Here is a 19253-nt window from a genome sequence, read left to right as displayed (position 1 = left end):
AACATGAAATTTGAGATTGAGGGCATGGGTATGTTTAATTTGACCAATCGGACGGCGTTGATCACCGGCGCATCAAGCGGCCTGGGACGCCATTTCGCGGGCGTTTTGGCCGAGGCTGGCGCCCATGTCGTGCTGGCGGCGCGGCGGGTGGATCGCCTAGAGGCCGTGGCTGCCGAGATCGTGAAACGCGGCGGCAAGGCGTTGCCGGTCGAGATGGATGTAACGAGCGAAGAAAGTGTCACCGGCGCGTTTGCCGAGATCAAGGAAGCACTCGGGCGGCCCTGCGACATTGTGGTCAATAATTCCGGCATGTCGCGCGAAGGCTGGTTCACAAAAATGCTAGAGGATGACTGGAACGCTGTCATCGAAACCAATCTCACCGGCGTCTGGCGCGTGGCCAAGCATGGCGCCAACGCGATGACCGCAGCCAAAGTGCCGGGATCGATCATCAACATCGCCTCGATCACCGGCCTGCGGACTCAAATGATGTCGACGGCCTATTGCGTGTCGAAGGCCGGGGTTGAGCATATGACTCGCAACATGGCGCTTGAGATGGCGCGTTTTGGCGTGCGGGTGAACGCGATTGCGCCGGGCTATTTCAAGACCGAACTCAATGATTCCTACCTGGAATCCGAAGCAGGGGCACAAATGATTCAGCGCATTGCCCAGCGCCGGATCGGGGAAATGAAGGAATTGTCCGGCCCGCTTCTCCTGCTCGCCTCCGACGCCGGCAGCTATATGACCGGATCGACCATCGTGGTCGATGGCGGGCATTTGCTGTATCCGCTTTGATCTTGCCTTGTCCGGGTCACCGGCTTAAAGCGTCTCTCACGCAAAAGGTGCCTGTTTAATCGCAGGTGAAAAGGGAAGCCGGTGAGAATCCGGCGCTGTGCCCGCAACTGTTAGCGGAGAGGGACTGGCCACAAAGCCACTGGGGATATCCCGGGAAGGCGGCCATTTCCACCGATCCGCAAGCCAGGAGACCTGCCTCTTGCCGTCGTTTGCCCTGGTCCGGGTTCAGGCCAATGGCAGCGGAGGCTAATACTCCGTCTACGCGACACTTTTGGTGTAACGCCCGGCCAGTGTGCCGGGACAACGGAGTGTGAGCGATGCTCAAACAATACCTTCTGGCAGGCGCTGCTGTGCTTGCCGTTTCCGGTGCCGCATGGGCGCAGGAAGCAAACCTAAATCTTGAAACCGTATCCGTCGTGGGCCTCCGGTCCGAACCTGTGGATGAATTGACGGCCAGCGTCAGCATCCTGACGGCTGACGACCTGTCGGTTCGCATGTCGCCCAATGTCGCCGACCAGCTGCGTGCTGTGCCGGGCGTCGGCATATCGCGGTCCGGCGGCGTTGGCGCGCTCAGCCAGGTCCGCCTGCGCGGCGCCGAGGCGAACCATACGCTTGTTTTGCTCGACGGGATCGAAGTCTCCGACCCGGTGACCGGCGAGACCGATTTCGGCCTCCTGACCGGTATCGGCGCAACGCGTATCGAAGTGCTGCGCGGCGAGGCCTCGTCGATCTATGGTTCGGACGCCATTGGCGGCGTGGTGTCCCTGTCGACGGAAGGGGCGGAAGGCGTGCAGGCATTCGGTGAAGTCGGTACGCAGGATACGGCGCGCGCCAGTGCGTCCTTTGCTGGCAAGACCGGCGCACTGCGCTTTGGTGCGGGTGTTTCAGGCTTCACCACGGGCGGCGTTGATGTGGCCGGGCTGGACGGCGAAGAGGATGGCTCGGATGCATTCTCCGGCCTCGCGCGCGCTGCGTTGGACATCAACGAGGCATGGACCCTGTCCGGCCTCGTGATTGCCCGCCGTTCGACCGCTGATCTCGACTCAGACTCGGATTATGATGGCTTGCTCGACAATACGGACCAGGAAACGGAAGCAGATCAGGTCCTGATCGGCACGTCTCTCGTGGGCAAGACAGGCAATGTCGACCATGTCTTCGGTGTCAGCTTCAACGAAGTCGCCCGCGAGAATACGACCGATGGTGCGAAAACGGACGAATCGACAGGCGAACGCCTCAAAGCATCGTGGAGCCCGTCGATCACCTTTGGCAATCAGGAGCTGATCGGCCTCGTGGATTATGAGAAGGAAGATTACGATCGCACGGATGTCGTTTATGCCGGTCTCACCAACGCCTCGGAAACGTTTGAAAGCGTAGGCTTTGCTGCCGAATACAGGGTCGCTCTGGGCGCACTCGATCTGAGCGCCTCCGGTCGGTTCGACGACAATGATGGCCGGTTCGACGATGCCACGACATGGCGCGTCGGCGCAGGCTACGGCTTTGATGCCGTGAATGGCCGGGCACGCGCGTCGGTCGGCACAGGCGTGAAGAACCCGACGTTCACGGAACTATTCGGCTTCTTCCCCGGCAGCTTCATCGGAAATCCGGATCTCAAGCCGGAACAATCGACAAGCTGGGAAATCGGCTGGGATCAGCAATTAGGCGCTGCTTTCCTGTCGGCGACCTATTTCCAGGCTGATCTCGAAGACGAAATCTACACGGCCTTCGACGCAAGCTTCAATTCGACAGCCCTCAATCGGGATGGCAAGTCGAAGCGCAGCGGTATTGAACTGTCGGGCCGATGGGACGCCAGCAGCGCGCTGTCCTTCGCGGGGCAGGCGACGATCTTCCAGAGCGAGAGCGACGATGGCAGCGACGAGATCCGTGTGCCAGACTCAACAGCCTCGCTGTCGGTGGATTGGCAGCCAGGTGCCGAAGGCCTGCGGATCGGCGCGGCTCTGGACTATGTCGGCGAGCAGGATGACTTCGACTTCGGAAGTTTCCCCTCGCGGCGGGTGACGCTGGACGCCTACACGTTGTTCTCGGCCAGTCTGGAACTCCCGCTGACCGAGCGCCTTGCGCTCACGCTGCGCGGTGAGAACCTGTTCGATGAAACCGCGACAGACGTATACGGTTATGAAACGCCGGGTGCAGCGGCCTTCATAGGACTGAAACTGCGATGATGCATTGGGCGCTCCTCTTCCTGCTTGTGCTTGCTCCTGCAGCGGCAGCAGACGAGGTGCGCCCGACTGTCGTCTCGCTCGACTATTGCGCGGACCAGTTTGTGCTCGGCCTGGCCGACCGTGAGCAGGTCCGCGCGCTATCAAAGGACGCCGAGCGCCCATTCAGTTTCCTGCGTGAACGGGCGGTTGGCCTGCCTCGGGTGCGCGCATTGGCGGAAGACGTCATCGCGCTGAAGCCCGATATTGTTGTTCGCAGCTGGGGCGGCGATGCACGCGCGCTGAAATTTTTCGAACGCATCGGTATACGGACAGTTCAGATCGGCTATGCCTCCGATATGGATGGCGCGGCGCGCATCACGCGCGAGGTGGCATCCGCGCTAGGGCAATCTGACCGTGGCGAATCGCTTGTCGCCGCCATGCCACATGCCGCGCCACCGACTGGCCGCAATGCGCTCTATGTAACGCCCGGCGGCGTGACCGCAGGCAAGGGCACGATGGTAGATGCGATCATGCACGGCGCTGGCCTTGAGAATGCCGCGGCCGGCACCGGCTGGTATTCGCTGCCGCTGGAGACGCTGGTTATGCAATCGCCAAGCCTCGCGCTGACGGCCTTTTTCGGGTTCGATGATTATGCCTACGATCAGTGGAGCATTTCCCGGCATCCTGCGCTCGCCTATGCATTGAAGGACGCCGAAACCGTTGCCATGACCGAAAGCCGGCTGACCTGTCCGGCCTGGTTCGTTGCTGACGAGGCGCATGATGTTGCCGCGGCCTTGGAGGGGGCGCAATGAAGCACCTGTCGCTCATTCTCGCGCTCGTGTGCCTGGTCCTGTTCGTGCTTTCGGGGCTCGCCGGATCTGCGCCATTGGGAATCAGTGAAACGCTAGCCGCGTTGGCCGGGCAGGGGACTGAGGCCGCCCGTATTATCGTTTGGGAAATTCGCCTGCCACGTGCCGTGGCCGCCTTCGGCGTCGGCGCCGCGCTGGGCCTATCCGGGGCCGGTTTGCAGGGCCTGCTCCAGAACCCGCTCGCCGGGCCCGGCGTCCTCGGCGTATCGGCGTTCGCGTCGCTCGGCGCAGTCATCGCGATTTATTTCGGGTTGGCGGCGGCAGGCAGCTTCGCCGTGCCGTTGGCCGCGATCCTGTTCTCCGCGCTGGCCGTGGCTCTGCTCCTGTTCGCGTCCGGGCGCGGGGCGAGCACGGTGACGCTCCTGCTTGTCGGGATCGGCCTTTCCAGCCTTGCAGGCGCACTGACATCCCTCGCACTCAACCTCGCGCCCAATCCCTACAGCCTGGCCGACCTGATCAACTGGATGCTCGGATCGGTCGCGAACCGGTCCTGGATGGATGTCGGCATCGTGCTGCCAGCCTGGGCGCTCGGTGCGGTGGCCGTGATCTTGGCAGGGCCTGCGCTCCGGGCGCTCTCCCTCGGAGAAGAGACGGCGGCATCGCTCGGCGTGAACCCGGCACGGGCGCGCCTTCTCATCATCGCGGGCACGTCATTGCTTGCTGGCGCGAGCGTTGCCGTTGCCGGGACGATCGGCTTTGTCGGCATGGTCGCGCCGCATATTGTGCGCCCCCTCGTGAAGCATGATCCGCAGCGTGTCCTGCTCCCCTCGGCGCTGGCCGCCGGGGCCATGCTGCTTGGAGCGGATGTCCTGATACGCGTTCTGCCCTTCGCGCAGGAACTGAAGCTTGGCGTGGCGGCAGCCCTGTTCGGCGCGCCGGTCTTCATCTGGATTGCTGCCCGGTTGGGGGGAAGCGCACGATGATCAGTGTATCCGGCATCAATGTAGACCTCGGCGGCAGACCGGTTCTGTCTGACGTTTCGCTCAGTCTTGCACCGGGAGAGTTCGTCGGCCTGGTGGGCCCGAACGGAGCGGGCAAGAGTACGCTGCTCCGCGTCATGGCCGGCCTGCTTCGACCTCGATCAGGCAAGGTGATCTTTGACCATGCGGATATCGCCTCGCTGACCCATCGCGAGCGGGCTGCGTTGGTGGCATGGCTGCCCCAGGTGCGGCCTGTCGCTTGGAACCTGATCGCCGAGGACCTTGTTGCCCTCGGACGCTTCGTCACCAGCCCGTCGCCTTATGATCGGTGCGGCCCCGCCGACCGGGCGACCATAGACGACGCTCTCGGTCGCGCAGGCGCCACCCCTTACCGCGACCGCCCCGTTCACACGCTTTCGGGCGGCGAGCAGGCGCGCCTCCACCTTGCCCGCACCCTCGCCACGCCCTCGCGCACCCTCCTGCTGGACGAACCGGGCGCCGCGCTCGATATCGCCCATCGCCTCAGCCTGATGCAGGTCCTGCAAGCGGAATGCACTGCCGGGCGTGCGGTTGTCGCTGCCGTACACGACCTCGATCTGGCATCGCGCTTTTGCAGCCGCATCATTGTATTGGATCAGGGGCGTGTCGTGGCCGATGGGGCACCGGACGTGGCGCTGGACGCAGGATGCCTGGCGCGCGTGTTTGCGGTGCGTCGCAATACCAGGGGCGTATTTGATCCCGCCGAGTGAACCGGCTCGTCACCATTTTGCCGGTGCTCGTTAGGCAAAACTTAGGGCCTCTCTGCCATTGGTCGCCGGGAAATGACCGGAGAGTCCGATGGCTGCACAGCCTGTACAAAATCAAACGACGCGGGAAGCGGAACAGCCAGGCGTGAACGCGACGTCTGGTGCGTCTGGCGTTCAGGCGGTTGAACAACATCTCTCTCCCGAGCACGTGGCTTCGCCAGCGCACGCCCTTCAGGCTCGCCTCGCGGCGGAACTGACCGCGCCCAAGCGGATGTCGCTTCGCAGGATATTGTCGACCTTGCTCGTTCTCAGCTTGTCGACATGGCTTGCCGTTTTTATCCTCTACGCTGCGCTCTGATCGAGGCGCCCCCTCTGGCCTTGGCGTCCATTCCGGGCGATAGGGTCGCGGAAATGCAATACGAAACAGGAGCCGCCCATGCGCGTCAGGAAAGCCGTTCTACCAGTTGCAGGCATGGGCACGCGGGTTTTGCCCGCGACCAAGACCATCCCGAAGGAAATGCTGCCAGTCGTTGATCGGCCAGCCATCCAATATGTTGTCGACGAGGCCCTCGAAGCCGGAATCGAGCACATCGTCTTTGTGACGGGGCGCAACAAGGGCGCCATTGAGGACTATTTCGACATTGCCTATGAGCTGGAAGTCTCGCTTGAGGCCAAGGGCAAGAAGGCGATCCTTCAGCAAGTGCAGCAGACGACTTTGCCTGCCGGCGCAGCGAGCTTCGTGCGCCAGCAGTCACCGCTGGGCCTCGGCCATGCGATCTGGTGTGCGCGCGACATTATCGGCAACGAGCCCTTCGCTGTCCTGCTGCCAGACGTGATCGTCAAGGGCGCACCGTCCTGCCTCGCGCAAATGGTCAAGGCCTATGACGAAGTCGGCGGGAACATCGTCGCTGTCGATCCAGTTCCTATGGAGCGCGTGTCGTCCTATGGCGTGATCGCGCCGAAAGCGCGCAGCGGTCGCCTGATCGAAATGTCAGGCATGGTTGAGAAACCGCCGATGGAATCGGCGCCGTCGAACCTGAAAATCACCGGTCGCTACATTCTCCAGCCGGAAATCTTCGGCCTCCTTGCTGATCAGGCCGCCGGAGCTGGCGGCGAGATACAGCTGACCGATGCGATGGCCCGCCAGATGGAAACGCAGAATTACTACGCCTACGAATTTGAAGGCCGCGAATATGATTGCGGGTCCAAGCTCGGCTATTTCGAAGCTGTCATGGCCCACGCCATCGATAATGAAGAGACAGCCGAGGGCGCGCGCGAACTGATCCGGAAGATGGCCGCCACGCTCTAGAGGTGGCCCTTTGGACGGCGAACCCACATTGGGTCCAAGGCAATGACCGATTGCGGGTTTTATTAACTATCGAACGCGCTTTCGGTTTGAAGGCGGCGGCGTGACCGGCTAGGGCTAGGCCGATGAGCCAGGCCCTGAACCTTCCGAATTTTGATGATGTCCTTGCCGCCGAACGGCGCGTGGCTGGGGTCGTTCGTGAAACACCTGTCCTGACCCATCCGGCACTGGATGCGGCGGCAGGCGCTCAGGTTTTGGTCAAGGCCGAATGCCTGCAGGTAACAGGCAGTTTCAAGATTCGCGGCGCAATGAATCGCCTGTCGCAGATTCCCGAGGCCGGGCGCAAAGCAGGCGTCGTCGCCTTCTCGTCCGGCAACCACGCGCAAGGCGTCGCGCGTGCGGCGCGACTGCTTGGCATGCCGGCCCTGATCGTGATGCCATCCGATGCGCCACAGGTGAAAGTGGATGGCGTGCTGGCCGATGACGGCGAAGTGCATCTCTATGACCGAAACACCGAAAGCCGTGAGGCGATCTCGCAGGACCTAGCCGCCGCAAGGGGCGCGATACTGGTGCCGAGCTTCGACGATTTTGATATCATTGCCGGACAGGGAACCCTTGGCCTTGAATTCGCCCGCCAGGCAGAGGCCACGGGCACACCGCTCGACTACCTTGTGTGCTGTGCAGGTGGCGGCGGCCTGATCACAGGAGTGGCGCTGGCCTTCGAGGGTTTGTCTGACGCAACCCGGATATGGGCTGCTGAACCGGAAGGCCATGACGACTGGGCGCGGTCACTCGCCGCTAGAGAAATCATCGCCAACGCGCCGGGTACGCGCTCGTTTTGCGACGCGATCCTGACGCCTGCGCCGGGCGCTCTGACCTTCCCGCTTGGCCAGCGCCTGCTGGCGGGTGGCCTGGTCGTGAGCGACGCTGAGGTGCGCGAGGCGATGCGGCACGCTTTCCGCTACCTGAAAATCGTGGCGGAACCGGGCGGTGCGGCGGCGTTGGCGGCTGTGTTGCGCGGGGTGCCCGAGGCGATGCGAGGAGGCCGTGTTGGGGTGGTTGTGACCGGTGGCAATGTGGATGCTGCCATGTTTGCCGATGTGATAAGACGGAGCGACTGATCGATCACGCTGCTCGGGACTATGGTAAGGTGTCGCGGACGTGGGCGGAGAACCCCAATGAGTGTGCTGACAAGCCAATGCTGTATCGCTGGAGGCGGGCCGGCTGGCCTGATGATGGGTTACCTCCTGGCACGCGCGGGCGTGGATGTGATCGTGCTGGAAAAGCATGAGGATTTCCTCCGCGACTTCAGGGGCGACACGGTGCACCCCTCGACGCTGCGATTGTTCAGCGAGCTTGGGCTGCTGGACGGATTATTGTCGCGCCCATACCAGAAGACTGAACGCTTGTCGGTAGGCGTAGGAGACACATTCTATGCCGCTGCCGATTTTTCTCGCTTGCCGGTCGAGAACAAGTTCATCGCAATGATGCCGCAATGGGACTTGCTGGATTTCGTGGCGGATACCGCGCGCGAATTGCCGAATTTCCGATTGCTGATGTCGGCTGAGGCCGACAGGCTGATCGAGGAAGACGGCAAGGTGGTTGGCCTGCTTGGCCACACCAAGGACGGCTCGCTGGAAATTCGCAGCGCCCTGACCGTGGCTGCCGATGGGCGCAGCTCGCGCCTGCGTGATCAGTCAGGCCTGCAGGTGGAAGACCTTGGCGCGCCGATCGACGTGTTCTGGATGCGCTTGTCGCGCACGCCCGACGATTCCGCCGAATCTCTGGGCCGCGTGGGAGTGGACGGGTTTCTCGTGCTGATCAATCGCGGCGACTACTGGCAATGCGCGCTGCCCTTCCCGAAAGGTCGTGCTGATGCAATCCGCGCCGAAGGGCTGGACGCCTTCAGGGCCCGTATCGGGCGCTTGGCGCCCCAGCTGGCTGGCGCGGCACGCGAGCTGAGGAGTTGGGACGATGTCAAACTCCTGACGGTCCAGGTCAACCGGCTGACCAAATGGTGGCGGTCGGGCCTGCTCTGCATTGGCGATGCGGCGCATGCGATGTCGCCGATTGGCGGCGTCGGGATAAACCTCGCGGTTCAGGATGCTGCGGCGGCGGCACGGATACTCGCGCCGTTCCTTCGGCTCGGCCAGGCGCCAGGCGATGCATTGGCCGCCGTGCAAAAACGCCGCGACTGGCCAGCGCGGATGACCCAGCGCGCGCAAATTGCGGCACAGAACCGGGTGCTGGCGCCCGCACTCGAGCGCGGCGGTTCACCCAAGGCGCCGTTCTTCCTGAAAGTGCTGGACGCAGTTCCGTTGCTTCGCGGCCTAACGGCCCGCGCTGTCGGCATCGGTCTTCGGCCCGAACACTGGCATTCTGACCCCTGAGCCAATTCTGTGGCACGGCCCTTTTTTCGGCGAAGTCCTGCACTAGGTGAGACCTATGACCCAACCTGTCTATTGCGCCATCGGCGACATTCATGGCGAACTTGATCGTCTGAAGGAACTGCACGACATGGTCGACTTCCATGCCAATGCTGAACTCGACGGTGCCGACGTGACTTTGGTTCACCTTGGCGACCTGATCGACCGTGGACAGGATTCATGCGGTGTTGTCGACTATCTGATGGACATGGAGGCGCGGCGCGGGCCGCAATGCGTGAATATCCGCGGAAACCATGAGCAGTTGATGATTGAATCTGTGCGCATGGAGCTGGAAGCTTCGCGCCGCAGCTGGCTCGAGTGGGGTGGCGAAGAAACCATGGACAGCTATCGCCGCAGGGGCCTGGACGGCCCGCCGGATCATCACCTCGACTGGTTGCTTGGGTTGCCGACGATATTCCGGGACGAGGCGCAGGGGCTGGTGTTCGTTCATGGAGGCGTCGATCCGGATACGTTTCCGGCATGTGGCGAGCGGGTTCAGATGTGGACTCGGCGAAAGGAATTCTTTGATACAAGCCGCTGGACGGCGCCTGACCTGATCGGCCAGACCGTTGTCCATGGGCATTCGCCGACAGAGGACTCGCTGCCCGACATGGCGGCCGATGGGCGCCGGATAAATGTCGATACCGGTGCCGTATTCGGCGGGCGTCTCACGGCCGCGATACTGGTGCCGGGTGCGGCGCCTCGGTTCCTTCATAGCTAAGCCCATCGGCGCGAAATGTAATGAGATGGCGCGATGATCCGCCCGCAAAGGGATGATTCAAAAGCGCTTAATCAAGCATCGGTTTTGGTTAACAGGGCGTTCGGGCGCTGCCCGAGATTTGGGCACCGCTCTTCAACAGACTTTATCGCCTGACCTCTAGTGTCCCAGATTGACCAGATACGGTCTTGGGAACGAGGGCTCCGACAATGAAGGTAACAACCCTGATCAGCCTTGGCCTGTCGCTCGTCCTGGGCGCAGGCGCGGTATTTCTGGGCCGCAGCTACATGATGTCCAGCACGTCGGATGCATCTGCTGCAAGTCTCGCGCCAGTTGTCGAGATGTCATCCGTGCTCGTAGCAACCTCGGTGATACAGACCGGCGACCTGATCGATCGATCCAGCCTGAAGTCCCAGCCCTGGCCATCAGACGCGGTGCCAGCGGATGCGCTGAGAAGCTTCGACGACCTGAAAGAAACAGTTTATGCGCGCGGCCTGATCGTGCCCGGTGAACCGCTCATGCGCGCCAAGATCGACGATACCGGATTGGTCCTGACGCTGGCGGCATCGATTACGCCGGGCATGCGGGCTGTTTCGGTTGTCGTCGGCAGTGACACAGGCGTGGCGGGCTTCGTGCTGCCAGGCGACCGTGTGGACGTGAACGAATTCATCCCGCGTGAGGATTCTGGCCGGAGCACCATACGTGAGGGCGAGCGCGTTTCGGGAGACGTGATTGCCAGATCGGTTCTCAAGAACGTGAATGTACTCGCGATCGACCAGTCCTTCGAGGCGGGCCTTGAAGGCGCGCGCCCGTCGAGCACTGTCACGCTCGAAGTGACGCCAGACGATGCGCTGGCGCTGAGCGCGGCAAGCCAGCGCGGCGCGCTTGGTTTGGCGCTGATTGGTCGACATGAGGAGGCGGCAGTGGTTGCGGAAATTCGCAAGGCACCAGAGCCGGTCCGCATCGTGTCACGCCCGCGTGTGGCGCGTGCGCCATCGACCGCCCGCATCCGTGTGATCAACGGAGACGCAGAAACCGAAGTCACGACACCGGTCGCCCGGGACAAAACATTGGCGGGAGGAGCCGGCAAATGAGAAAGTTCCAGAAACTCTTCGCAGCATGCCTTGCGATGACAATTCTCGGCGCGCCCGTTGCGGGCGCATGGACCGAGCGCAGCGCACCTGAGGGCGCCAGCGTACTCGTCCTGGAGAAGGGCCGTTCGACAGTTGTCGAAGCGGACCTGAAATTTGCGACGCTTGTCGTCGCCGATCCTGAAATTGCAGACGCGATGGCGACGTCGAACCGTTCGTTCTTCCTGCGTGGCAAGCAGCCGGGCGCGACAACCGTGCTGATCTACAACGCTGCCGGCGAAATCGCTGAACTTATCGATATTGAAGTCGAGTTGGGACTGGATGAACTCCGCACGGACCTGAAGAACCTGCTGCCGGGCGAGGATATCAATGTCTATGCCGTGCATGATGGCGTGTTCCTGGATGGCAAGCTGACGACTGCGGCTGCCGCGGACATGGCGCTGCAACTGGCTGAGCGGCATGTGCCCGGCGGTGTGGCAAACGGCCTGTCGGTTGGCCAGAGCCAGCAGGTCCTGCTGGAAGTTCGCTTCGTTGAAGCCAGCCGCAGCGCGGTCAAGGAGATTGGTTTTGGCAACAAGATCAGTGCGAATGATGTTGTTGGCGTGACCGATAGCGGAACGATTTCAGGCATCGCGGAAAAGACAATCGCGCTTTTTACCAATGTCGGAAACGAGAATATCGACATCACCTTGCGCGCACTGGAACAGAAGGGCGTAATCCGGACGCTGGCCGAACCGAACCTGGTGGCACTGTCTGGTGATACTGCGAGCTTTCTTGCGGGCGGTGAGTATCCGATTCCGGTTGCCAGCCAGGACAATCAGATCTCGGTCGAGTTCAAGAAATTCGGTGTGAGCCTGGACTTTACGCCAACGGTCCTGGGCGAAGGACTTGTGAACCTGCGCGTCCGGCCCGAAGTTTCGGCACTTGACCGGGCCAACGGCATCCGGTCATCAGGCATCGAAATTCCGGGCATCTCTGTACGCCGGGCGGACACGACAATCGAGTTGCATGACGGTCAGGCGTTCGCCATCGCCGGCCTGTTGCAGAACGATTATTCCAACGATGTGCGTCAGACACCATGGCTGGGCAACGTGCCTGTACTCGGGATGTTGTTCTCGTCCAAGCGCTACCAGAAGAACGAGAGCGAGTTGGTAATCATCGTCACGCCGCGTCTCGTTCAACCGGCTACGCACCCGGACTCGCTGGTCACGCCGCTGGATGCATTTGCTGAGCCAACGGAAGCCGAACTGTTCCTGCTTGACCAGACCGCAACCGTACCATTGGCAAACTAGGGAGGCTGTACAATGAGCAATCGTTTAAAAATTACAGGCGCAATCGCCGCCCTTTCATTTCTCGCCGCATGTGCGAGCCATGATCACCAGGATGTCCGCTTGCTGGGCGGCGCGACCGAGATGAATATCGCTACCCAGTCGGTGCGCGACGTGAACCTGCCGAACTCCAGGGAAATCGAGTCGACATCGGGCGTGCGCGCAGCCAACGCGGTCAAGGCGCTGAACGAAGGCACGCAGAAAGATCTGCCGCAGACCTCGGCTGGCGGAACCGGGGGCTGACATGTTTGAACCTGTCCAAAAGTCGGATCCGCCGCCGCCGGCAACAAACCGGATCATCCCGTCACTCGCCGTGCTGGTAAGCGCCGAGCGCAAGGACGTGCTGGAATCGTGCTGTGCAGACCTGGCCGATCTTTCGGGGCTTTCGGCGTCCGAGGTCGTGTTGCGCCATGGTGGCGGACTGGTGCTGGTCGAACAAGGCGTGCCAGGTTACGACCAGGTTATCCTGACGCTCGCGGTGGAGCGCCCGAACACAGCAGTGATCGTTGTTTCAGACCAACTGCCGGGACATATGGTTCGGGCCCTGATGAAACTCGAAGCTTCCGATATCGTATCTACGTCGGCCGGGATCGAAGAAGTTATCGATGCGGCAGAACAGTTGCGTGAGACACAGTCAATTCAGGGATCGGGCGCAACATCAAAGTGCTGGGCCTTTCGCGGCGCCGTTGGAGGCGCTGGCGTTTCAACGCTCGCAATCGAGAGCGCGTTCAGTCTCGCTCGCAAGGTGGGTCCGGGAAAAGTGTGTCTCGTCGACCTGAATGTGGCTGACGGGATGACAACATCCTTTCTCGAAGCGGTGCCGAAGCTGGACCTTCAGGCGCTGGTGGATGCGCCCGAGCGCCTGGACCAGCGACTGCTGGCGGCATGGTGTTGGGAGCATGCTGACGGAGTTTCCCTGCTTGCTGCGCCGCGTAATCCGGATGCAGATTCCTTGGCGACCGAGCCGGCAATGTTGCGCCTGCTGGATGTTGCGTGCAGCGCGTTCGAGTATGTGCTGGTCGACATGCCCCGGCATATGACGCCATGGACGAAGTCCATTCTCGGTGCCGTCGATGAAGCGATTATCGTCAGCGAGTTGACAGTACCAAGCCTGCACGCTGCAGCGGAGTTGTGTCGTGAGACAGATGTGCTGCGGCGGGATCGCGGTAAGTCCAAGCTCGTGCTCAACCGCATGTTCCCGAAGAAGCGTTTTCGTGCCGAGTTCGCCGTCGACAAGGCGGAGCAGGCCATTGAACAGGAAATCCATACGACGATCGCGTCGGACTGGGATGCGGCGCGCACGGCCGTCAACCTCGGAAAGCCAATCGCAGATGTGAAGCCGAAGAGCCAGCTTGTGCTGGACGTTCAGCAATTCGTTGATCGCCTGCTTCCTGACGAAGTCGTCGCCAATGAGGCGACACCCAAGAAGAAGAGACGTGCGAAATGAGCCGATTCAGTTCCAGCACAGCGGCTGCGGCACCGCGTGTGATGCCGTCGGCGAAACCGGCGGACGCCGCACCGGCACCCGTTCCTCCAAAGGGCAAAGGAGATTCTGCCGGTTTCGACTTGCTGGATGCGAAGCTGCGCGTGCATGCCAAGCTGATTGATGAACTCGACCTGTCTGCGCTCGACAAACTGGACGACGGCACAATGCGCGAGCGCGTGCGCGGGATCATTTCGGAAATCATCAGCAAGGAAGAAATGGCTCTGTCTTCGGTCGAGGAAATATCCTTTGCCGATGCGGTGATGGACGAGATGACCGGCCTTGGCCCGATTGAGCCACTGCTGAAAGACGATTCCATCGCCGATATTCTCATCAACGGCTACAATCAGGTCTATATCGAACGGAACGGCGAACTGCAGCTGGCACCTGTCCGCTTTGCCGACAATGACCACCTGCTTCGGATCGTGCAGCGGATCGTGTCGGCCGTGGGGCGCCGCGTGGACGAAAGTCAACCGCTGGTCGATGCGCGCCTTCTCGACGGCAGCCGCGTCAACGCGGCCATCGCGCCGATCGCCATCGACGGACCGCTTGTTTCTATCCGGAAATTTTCCAAATCACCCCTGACCATGGAAAAGCTGGTTGGCTTCGGAGCTATTCCGGAACCGGTAGCGAAATTCATCCTGGGAGCCGTCAAGTGCAAGGCGTCCACTGTGATTTCGGGTGGTACCGGTTCTGGCAAGACAACGCTCCTGAACGCCCTGTCTTCGGCGATCAGTCCGAAGGAGCGCATGATCACGATCGAGGACGCGGCCGAACTCCAGCTGCAACAGCCGCACGTTGCGCGCATGGAAACAAGGCCGCCGAACATCGAAGGCAAGGGCGAGATCCGCCAGCGCGAACTCGTCAAGAACGCGCTGCGCATGCGCCCGGACCGCGTTATCCTAGGCGAGGTCCGTGGTGAGGAAGCGTTCGACATGCTCCAGGCCATGAATACTGGTCACGAAGGCTCGATGGCGACGATTCACGCCAACAATCCCCGCGATGCCATTACGCGCCTTGAGCAAATGGTGATGATGGGCGGCTTGAAAATCTCTGAGGAGGCCATTCGAGGCCAGATCGCTTCAGCTGTAAACTTTATCGTTCAGGCCACGCGCCTGTCAGACGGGTCGCGCAAGGTCGTGTCGATTGCCGAAATCACTGGCATGGAAGGCTCGATCATCCAGATCCAGGAAATCTTCAAATTTGAACGCTCCGGAACGTCGGAGGACGGCAAAGTGATCGGCAAATTCGTAGCGACTGGCCTGCGTCCGAAATTCCTCGACGAGATGGAGCGACGCGGCGTTCACATGCCTGCAGGCATGTTCGATCCCGCGACCGTGTTCTAGGCGCCAGTCACGTGTTCGGCTTACCAGACATAACCGGTTACAGCATGTTCCTGCTGGTCAGCGCGATCATGGCGGCGGGGGCGTTCTTCCTGATGATCCAGGCCGCGTTGGGCCTCGTCACGCAGGCGCAGACACAACGGATCGTGAACCGCAGGCTGCAGTTCAAGGACCGGTTTGCCAGCACCAGCGAGGCCATGGTCGAGTTGCGCAAGAGCCGAGGCCTGGATGCCGACGGCAATTTCGCGATGCCGCTCGAACGCTTCAATCGCCTGGTGGTCAGGTCGGGCCTGCCTTACCAGCCGCTCAAATGGGCGGCGATGTCGGCAGGTGGCGGACTGGTTGCGGCGGGCGCCTACTTGCATTTCGTCGGTGGCTGGGTGCCGGCGCTCGGTATCTGCATGGTCGTCTTTCTCTTTGGGCCGATATTCGTGCTCAAGCATGTTGCCGGCAAGCGGCGCAAGAAACTGGCCGAACAGCTGCCCGATGCGCTGCAGATTGTCTGCCGCAGCCTTGAAGCAGGTCACCCCGTTGCAACAGCGGTGTCGCTGGTGGCGCGTGAGATGCCGGATCCGATCGGCACGGAGTTCGGCATGACGGCCGATGAAGTGTCCTACGGCTTTTCGCTCACGAATGCAGTACAGCGCATGGCTGAAAGGTCCGGCGATCCGGATGTCGAATTGTTCGGCGCAACCGTGCGCCTGCAGGAGAAGACAGGCGGCAACCTCTGCGACCTGTTGAAGGCGAACACGACAACAATCCGGGAACGCCAGACGATGCGCCTCAAGGTGCGCGCGGCGTCGTCTGAAGGGCGGATGTCCGCTCTGATCCTGACGTCTGCGCCATTCTTGGTGATGATGGCGATCCATGTGACCCAGCCAAATTTCTACGGCAACGTGATCCACGACCCGCTCATCCGCTACGGATTTGCAGGACTGTTCGTCTGGATGTTCATCGGCAACCTGGTCATGCGCAAGATGATCAATTTCAAGATGTAGGGAGGGAACAGTGAACCTGGATACTTCGTCTTTCCCCGGAATGTGGGCGCCTGTGCTGATGCTGGGCGCAGCGCTGGCGCTGTTGTTCCCGAGCGTCCTGTCCTTCCTCAGGAGCCGCCGCGACATCGAAAGCGTCGAGCGCCGTCTGGCGCGCCGTGGACCTGCTTCCCGAGCTCCAGAGCAACGCCGCAATGCGAGCCGTATTGGCAAGGCTGTCACCGGGCTGGCCGACCAGATGGCGCCTGATGACGACGAACAGGGCGTCAGCGCGGCCAAGGCGCGGCTGGCCGGTGCAGGTTTTGTCGGATCATCGGCCGTTGGCCGATATTATTTCGTGCGCCTGCTTTGCATTGTCCTGCCGCAGCTCGGCTTGCTGGCGGCATTGCCCTATCTCTCAAGCCTGCCGGGTACGACCCCGCTCGTCATTTCCGTCATGCTCGTCATGATCGGGCTTATCGCGCCAGGCATGTATCTCGACAAACGGACCAAATCGCGCCGGCAGGAATGTTCCGGCGGCTTTCCTGACATGATGGACCTCCTCGTCGCTTGCGTGGAAGCCGGGCTCAGCCTGGACGCATCAGTCCAGCGCGTTGGCGAGGAACTCGAGTTGCGTCACCCGATCATTGCCGGATACATGCGGACCTTGTCACTGGAACTTCGGGCAGGCCGGGCGCGCAAGTCAGCCTGGCGCGGATTCGCAGACCGGATGGGCATCGAGGAAGCCGGGTCGCTGGCGACGATGCTGCGTCAGGCGGAGGAAATGGGTACAAGCCTTGGCCAGACCCTGCGCATCTTTTCGGCGGACATGCGCCAGCGCCGTATCCTCTATGCAGAAGAAAAGGCTATGGCTTTGCCGGCGAAATTGACGCTTCCGCTGGTTTTCTTTGTCTTCCCCGTGCTTTTGGGCGTGCTGACGCTGCCGGCCGTCGTGATGTTTCAGGAAATACTGTAATGAAATGGGCGCTAGGCGAGTCAGGTATCGATTGCTAGAGATTGCATCATGAGCACGACATATCTCGATTTTGAAAAGCCCATCGCCGAACTCGACGCCAAGATTGCCGAGCTCGAAGCCCTCTCCGGCCAGAAGGGCGGGCCGTCCATCAAGGACGAACTGAACAAGCTGAAGGCCAAATCGACCAAGCAGCTGAAAGACATCTATTCAGACCTCTCGGCCTGGCGGAAAACGCAGGTTGCCCGGCATCCGGACCGCCCGCACCTGTCGGACTATATCGAGACTGTTTTCGAGGATTTCGAAGAACTGGCCGGCGACAGGCTGTTCGGCAATGACGAGGCGGTTATCGGCGGCCTCGCCCGGTTCAAGGGGCGTTCGGTGGTCATCATGGGCCACGAGAAGGGCCGCACGACCGAGAAACGCCTGAAGCACAATTTTGGCATGGCCCACCCCGAGGGCTACCGGAAGGCCGTTCGCCTGATGGACATGGCCGAAAAGTTCAACTTGCCGGTCCTCAGCTTTCCCGACACCGCCGGTGCCTATCCCGGCAAGGGCGGCGAAGAGCGCGGACAGGCTGAAGCGATCGCCCGCGGCACCCAGCGTGGCTTGTCGCTGGGCGTGCCTTTCGTGACCCTGATCATCGGCGAAGGCATGTCGGGCGGCGCCATTGGCATCGCGGCCGCCAACAAGGTGCTGATGATGGAACATGCGATCTATTCGGTCATCTCGCCGGAAGGCTGCGCCTCGATCCTCTACCGTGACCCGGCCAAGGCCAAGGACGCTGCGGATGCGATGAAGATTACGGCGCCAGACCTGTTGAAAACAAAGGTCATTGACGGTGTCGTCAAAGAGCCTGTCGGAGGCGCGCACCGCGATCCGCAGCGGGCAATGGCCGCTGCAGCCAAGGCGCTGGATACGGCATTGAAAGACCTTGAGGGCTTGTCGCCGCAGGAATTGCGTCGCCAGCGCCGGGATCGTTTCTATGCCATTGGCCGCGAGATCGCCTAGGCCCTGCTTGTCATCTTCCGCCCGAACGGTCAGGCTGAGCGCCAGACCGCAGGAGGGCATTTCATGCAAAATATCATTGTCGGCGCGAATGCGGACTTGGCCGGAGCCCTTCCGCTGAGTCGTTCCGACGCGCTGGACGACTGAACATGGCGGAAAAGGACTGGATCGCGCGTTATTTTGCGCCGCTGGCGCAGGGGCAAGGCGCAGCGGGACTGAAGGATGACGTGGCTCAGCTCGGAACGCCCGGTCCTGTAGCCATTACAACAGATGCCATGGTCGAAGGGGTGCATTTCATGGCCTCCGATCCCGTTGATACCGTGGCGCGCAAACTGGTGCGGGCGAATGTGTCTGACCTGTTGGCGAGCGGGGCGGAGCCAGCCGAGGCCCTGCTGACTCTCGGGTGGCCCAAAGCGAGGGGAGAAGCCGAAATCGCTGCATTTGCTGCAGCTTTGGGCGATGAATTGACGGCCTGGGGAGCGCAGCTGATCGGCGGAGACACGGTTACCAATCCGCAGGGCCTGTTCCTGTCTCTCACCCTGACAGGGCGGTGCCTGTCGGACGCGCCGGTGCGCCGGACAGGGGCAAAAACGGGTGATTCCGTGTGGTTGTCGGGGTGCGTGGGGGGCGCAGCGCGGGGGTGGCAAGAGGTTTCCGAGGGCGTGGCAGGGGGGCGGTGGGACCAGGCCTACCGGCTTCCGTCGCTGCCGCCGCTTGCCACGGCAGGTCTGGTCGCCCGGCACGCCAGCGCAGCCATGGATGTGTCCGACGGCCTGCTGATCGATGCGAAGTCGCTGGCTGAGGCCTCGGGCGTGGGGTTGGAGATTGATCTCGGCGCAGTGCCCTTTGCGGGCGGCGCGGCGGACGAAGCCGAGATGTTGAAGCTGGCGACCTGGGGCGATGACTACCAGGTCTTGTTCACGGCTCCGGAAAGCCAGTCAGGGTTGATCGCGCAAGAGGCGAGTGAGCGGGGGATACAACTCGCCCGAATCGGGAAAATTATAGGCGGATCAGGCTTGTCGCTGGGGTTGGGGGGCAAAAAAATTAACCTCCCCGAAACTCTGGGGTTCGAGCATGGATGAGTCGGGTCGCCTGTGACTCGCCCCTGAAGCGAGGC

The 19253-nt window shown here is 61.8% G+C and carries 19 protein-coding genes and 1 riboswitch; all 19 genes read left to right on the top strand.

Going from position 1 to position 19253, the window contains the following annotated elements; translation table 11 throughout:
* Nucleotides 1-3: 3 nt before the first annotated feature.
* The 19 genes from AC0L7I_RS14810 (at nucleotide 4) to thiL (ending at nucleotide 19218) form a co-directional block, all read left to right on the top strand.
* Nucleotides 4-792: an SDR family NAD(P)-dependent oxidoreductase gene (locus tag AC0L7I_RS14810; RefSeq protein ID WP_473397201.1), complete on the top strand. Its 789-nt coding sequence runs from the start codon at nucleotides 4-6 to the stop codon at nucleotides 790-792.
* Nucleotides 793-820: 28 nt separating this feature from the next.
* A riboswitch (cobalamin riboswitch) is annotated at nucleotides 821-1006 on the top strand.
* 103 nt (nucleotides 1007-1109) lie between these two features.
* Nucleotides 1110-2972 (top strand): TonB-dependent receptor plug domain-containing protein, encoded by a 1863-nt coding sequence (locus tag AC0L7I_RS14805; protein WP_473397200.1) that lies wholly within the window; start codon nucleotides 1110-1112, stop codon nucleotides 2970-2972.
* Nucleotides 2969-3763 (top strand): ABC transporter substrate-binding protein, encoded by a 795-nt coding sequence (locus tag AC0L7I_RS14800; RefSeq protein ID WP_473397199.1) that lies wholly within the window; start codon nucleotides 2969-2971, stop codon nucleotides 3761-3763. Before AC0L7I_RS14805 ends, AC0L7I_RS14800 begins: the two co-directional genes overlap by 4 nt.
* Nucleotides 3760-4743 (top strand): FecCD family ABC transporter permease, encoded by a 984-nt coding sequence (locus tag AC0L7I_RS14795; protein WP_473397198.1) that lies wholly within the window; start codon nucleotides 3760-3762, stop codon nucleotides 4741-4743. The genes AC0L7I_RS14800 and AC0L7I_RS14795 overlap by 4 nt, the downstream gene beginning before the upstream one ends.
* On the top strand, nucleotides 4740-5489 hold the full coding sequence (locus AC0L7I_RS14790) for an ABC transporter ATP-binding protein (protein ID WP_473397196.1): 750 nt from the start codon (nucleotides 4740-4742) through the stop codon (nucleotides 5487-5489). Before AC0L7I_RS14795 ends, AC0L7I_RS14790 begins: the two co-directional genes overlap by 4 nt.
* 88 nt (nucleotides 5490-5577) lie before the next feature.
* Nucleotides 5578-5844, top strand: a complete 267-nt coding sequence (locus AC0L7I_RS14785; protein WP_473397195.1) for a hypothetical protein — start codon at nucleotides 5578-5580, stop codon at nucleotides 5842-5844.
* A gap of 78 nt (nucleotides 5845-5922) precedes the next feature.
* On the top strand, nucleotides 5923-6795 hold the full coding sequence (gene galU / locus AC0L7I_RS14780) for a UTP--glucose-1-phosphate uridylyltransferase GalU (RefSeq protein ID WP_473397194.1): 873 nt from the start codon (nucleotides 5923-5925) through the stop codon (nucleotides 6793-6795).
* Nucleotides 6796-6917: 122 nt separating this feature from the next.
* Nucleotides 6918-7913: a threonine ammonia-lyase gene (locus AC0L7I_RS14775; protein ID WP_473397192.1), complete on the top strand. Its 996-nt coding sequence runs from the start codon at nucleotides 6918-6920 to the stop codon at nucleotides 7911-7913.
* Between the two features lie 57 nt (nucleotides 7914-7970).
* Entirely contained in the window at nucleotides 7971-9182 is a 1212-nt protein-coding gene (locus AC0L7I_RS14770) for an FAD-dependent oxidoreductase (RefSeq protein WP_473397190.1), read from the top strand.
* A gap of 55 nt (nucleotides 9183-9237) precedes the next feature.
* On the top strand, nucleotides 9238-9939 hold the full coding sequence (locus AC0L7I_RS14765) for a metallophosphoesterase family protein (protein ID WP_473397189.1): 702 nt from the start codon (nucleotides 9238-9240) through the stop codon (nucleotides 9937-9939).
* Nucleotides 9940-10145: 206 nt separating this feature from the next.
* Nucleotides 10146-11030, top strand: a complete 885-nt coding sequence (gene cpaB, locus AC0L7I_RS14760; RefSeq protein WP_473397188.1) for a Flp pilus assembly protein CpaB — start codon at nucleotides 10146-10148, stop codon at nucleotides 11028-11030.
* On the top strand, nucleotides 11027-12319 hold the full coding sequence (locus tag AC0L7I_RS14755) for a type II and III secretion system protein family protein (protein ID WP_473397187.1): 1293 nt from the start codon (nucleotides 11027-11029) through the stop codon (nucleotides 12317-12319). The genes cpaB and AC0L7I_RS14755 overlap by 4 nt, the downstream gene beginning before the upstream one ends.
* 12 nt (nucleotides 12320-12331) lie before the next feature.
* Nucleotides 12332-12598 carry a hypothetical protein gene (locus AC0L7I_RS14750; RefSeq protein WP_473397186.1) on the top strand — a complete coding sequence of 89 codons (267 nt, stop codon included), beginning with the start codon at nucleotides 12332-12334 and terminating at the stop codon, nucleotides 12596-12598.
* 1 nt (nucleotide 12599) lies between these two features.
* Nucleotides 12600-13802: a CpaE/TadZ family protein gene (locus AC0L7I_RS14745; RefSeq protein WP_473397185.1), complete on the top strand. Its 1203-nt coding sequence runs from the start codon at nucleotides 12600-12602 to the stop codon at nucleotides 13800-13802.
* Complete coding sequence (locus AC0L7I_RS14740; RefSeq protein ID WP_473397184.1) at nucleotides 13799-15184, top strand: CpaF family protein; 1386 nt, start codon at nucleotides 13799-13801, stop codon at nucleotides 15182-15184. The genes AC0L7I_RS14745 and AC0L7I_RS14740 overlap by 4 nt, the downstream gene beginning before the upstream one ends.
* 11 nt (nucleotides 15185-15195) lie before the next feature.
* On the top strand, nucleotides 15196-16179 hold the full coding sequence (locus AC0L7I_RS14735) for a type II secretion system F family protein (RefSeq protein ID WP_473397183.1): 984 nt from the start codon (nucleotides 15196-15198) through the stop codon (nucleotides 16177-16179).
* Between the two features lie 10 nt (nucleotides 16180-16189).
* On the top strand, nucleotides 16190-17131 hold the full coding sequence (locus tag AC0L7I_RS14730; RefSeq protein ID WP_473397182.1) for a type II secretion system F family protein: 942 nt from the start codon (nucleotides 16190-16192) through the stop codon (nucleotides 17129-17131).
* Nucleotides 17132-17179: 48 nt separating this feature from the next.
* Complete coding sequence (locus AC0L7I_RS14725; protein ID WP_473397181.1) at nucleotides 17180-18139, top strand: acetyl-CoA carboxylase carboxyltransferase subunit alpha; 960 nt, start codon at nucleotides 17180-17182, stop codon at nucleotides 18137-18139.
* 146 nt (nucleotides 18140-18285) lie between these two features.
* On the top strand, nucleotides 18286-19218 hold the full coding sequence (thiL, locus tag AC0L7I_RS14720) for a thiamine-phosphate kinase (RefSeq protein ID WP_473397180.1): 933 nt from the start codon (nucleotides 18286-18288) through the stop codon (nucleotides 19216-19218).
* Nucleotides 19219-19253: the final 35 nt, after the last annotated feature.

It is taken from the genome of Hyphomonas sp. J20-32 (assembly GCF_055808555.1).
Note: the sequence above shows the minus strand (reverse complement) of the source record. Positions and strands in the feature narration are given on the sequence as shown.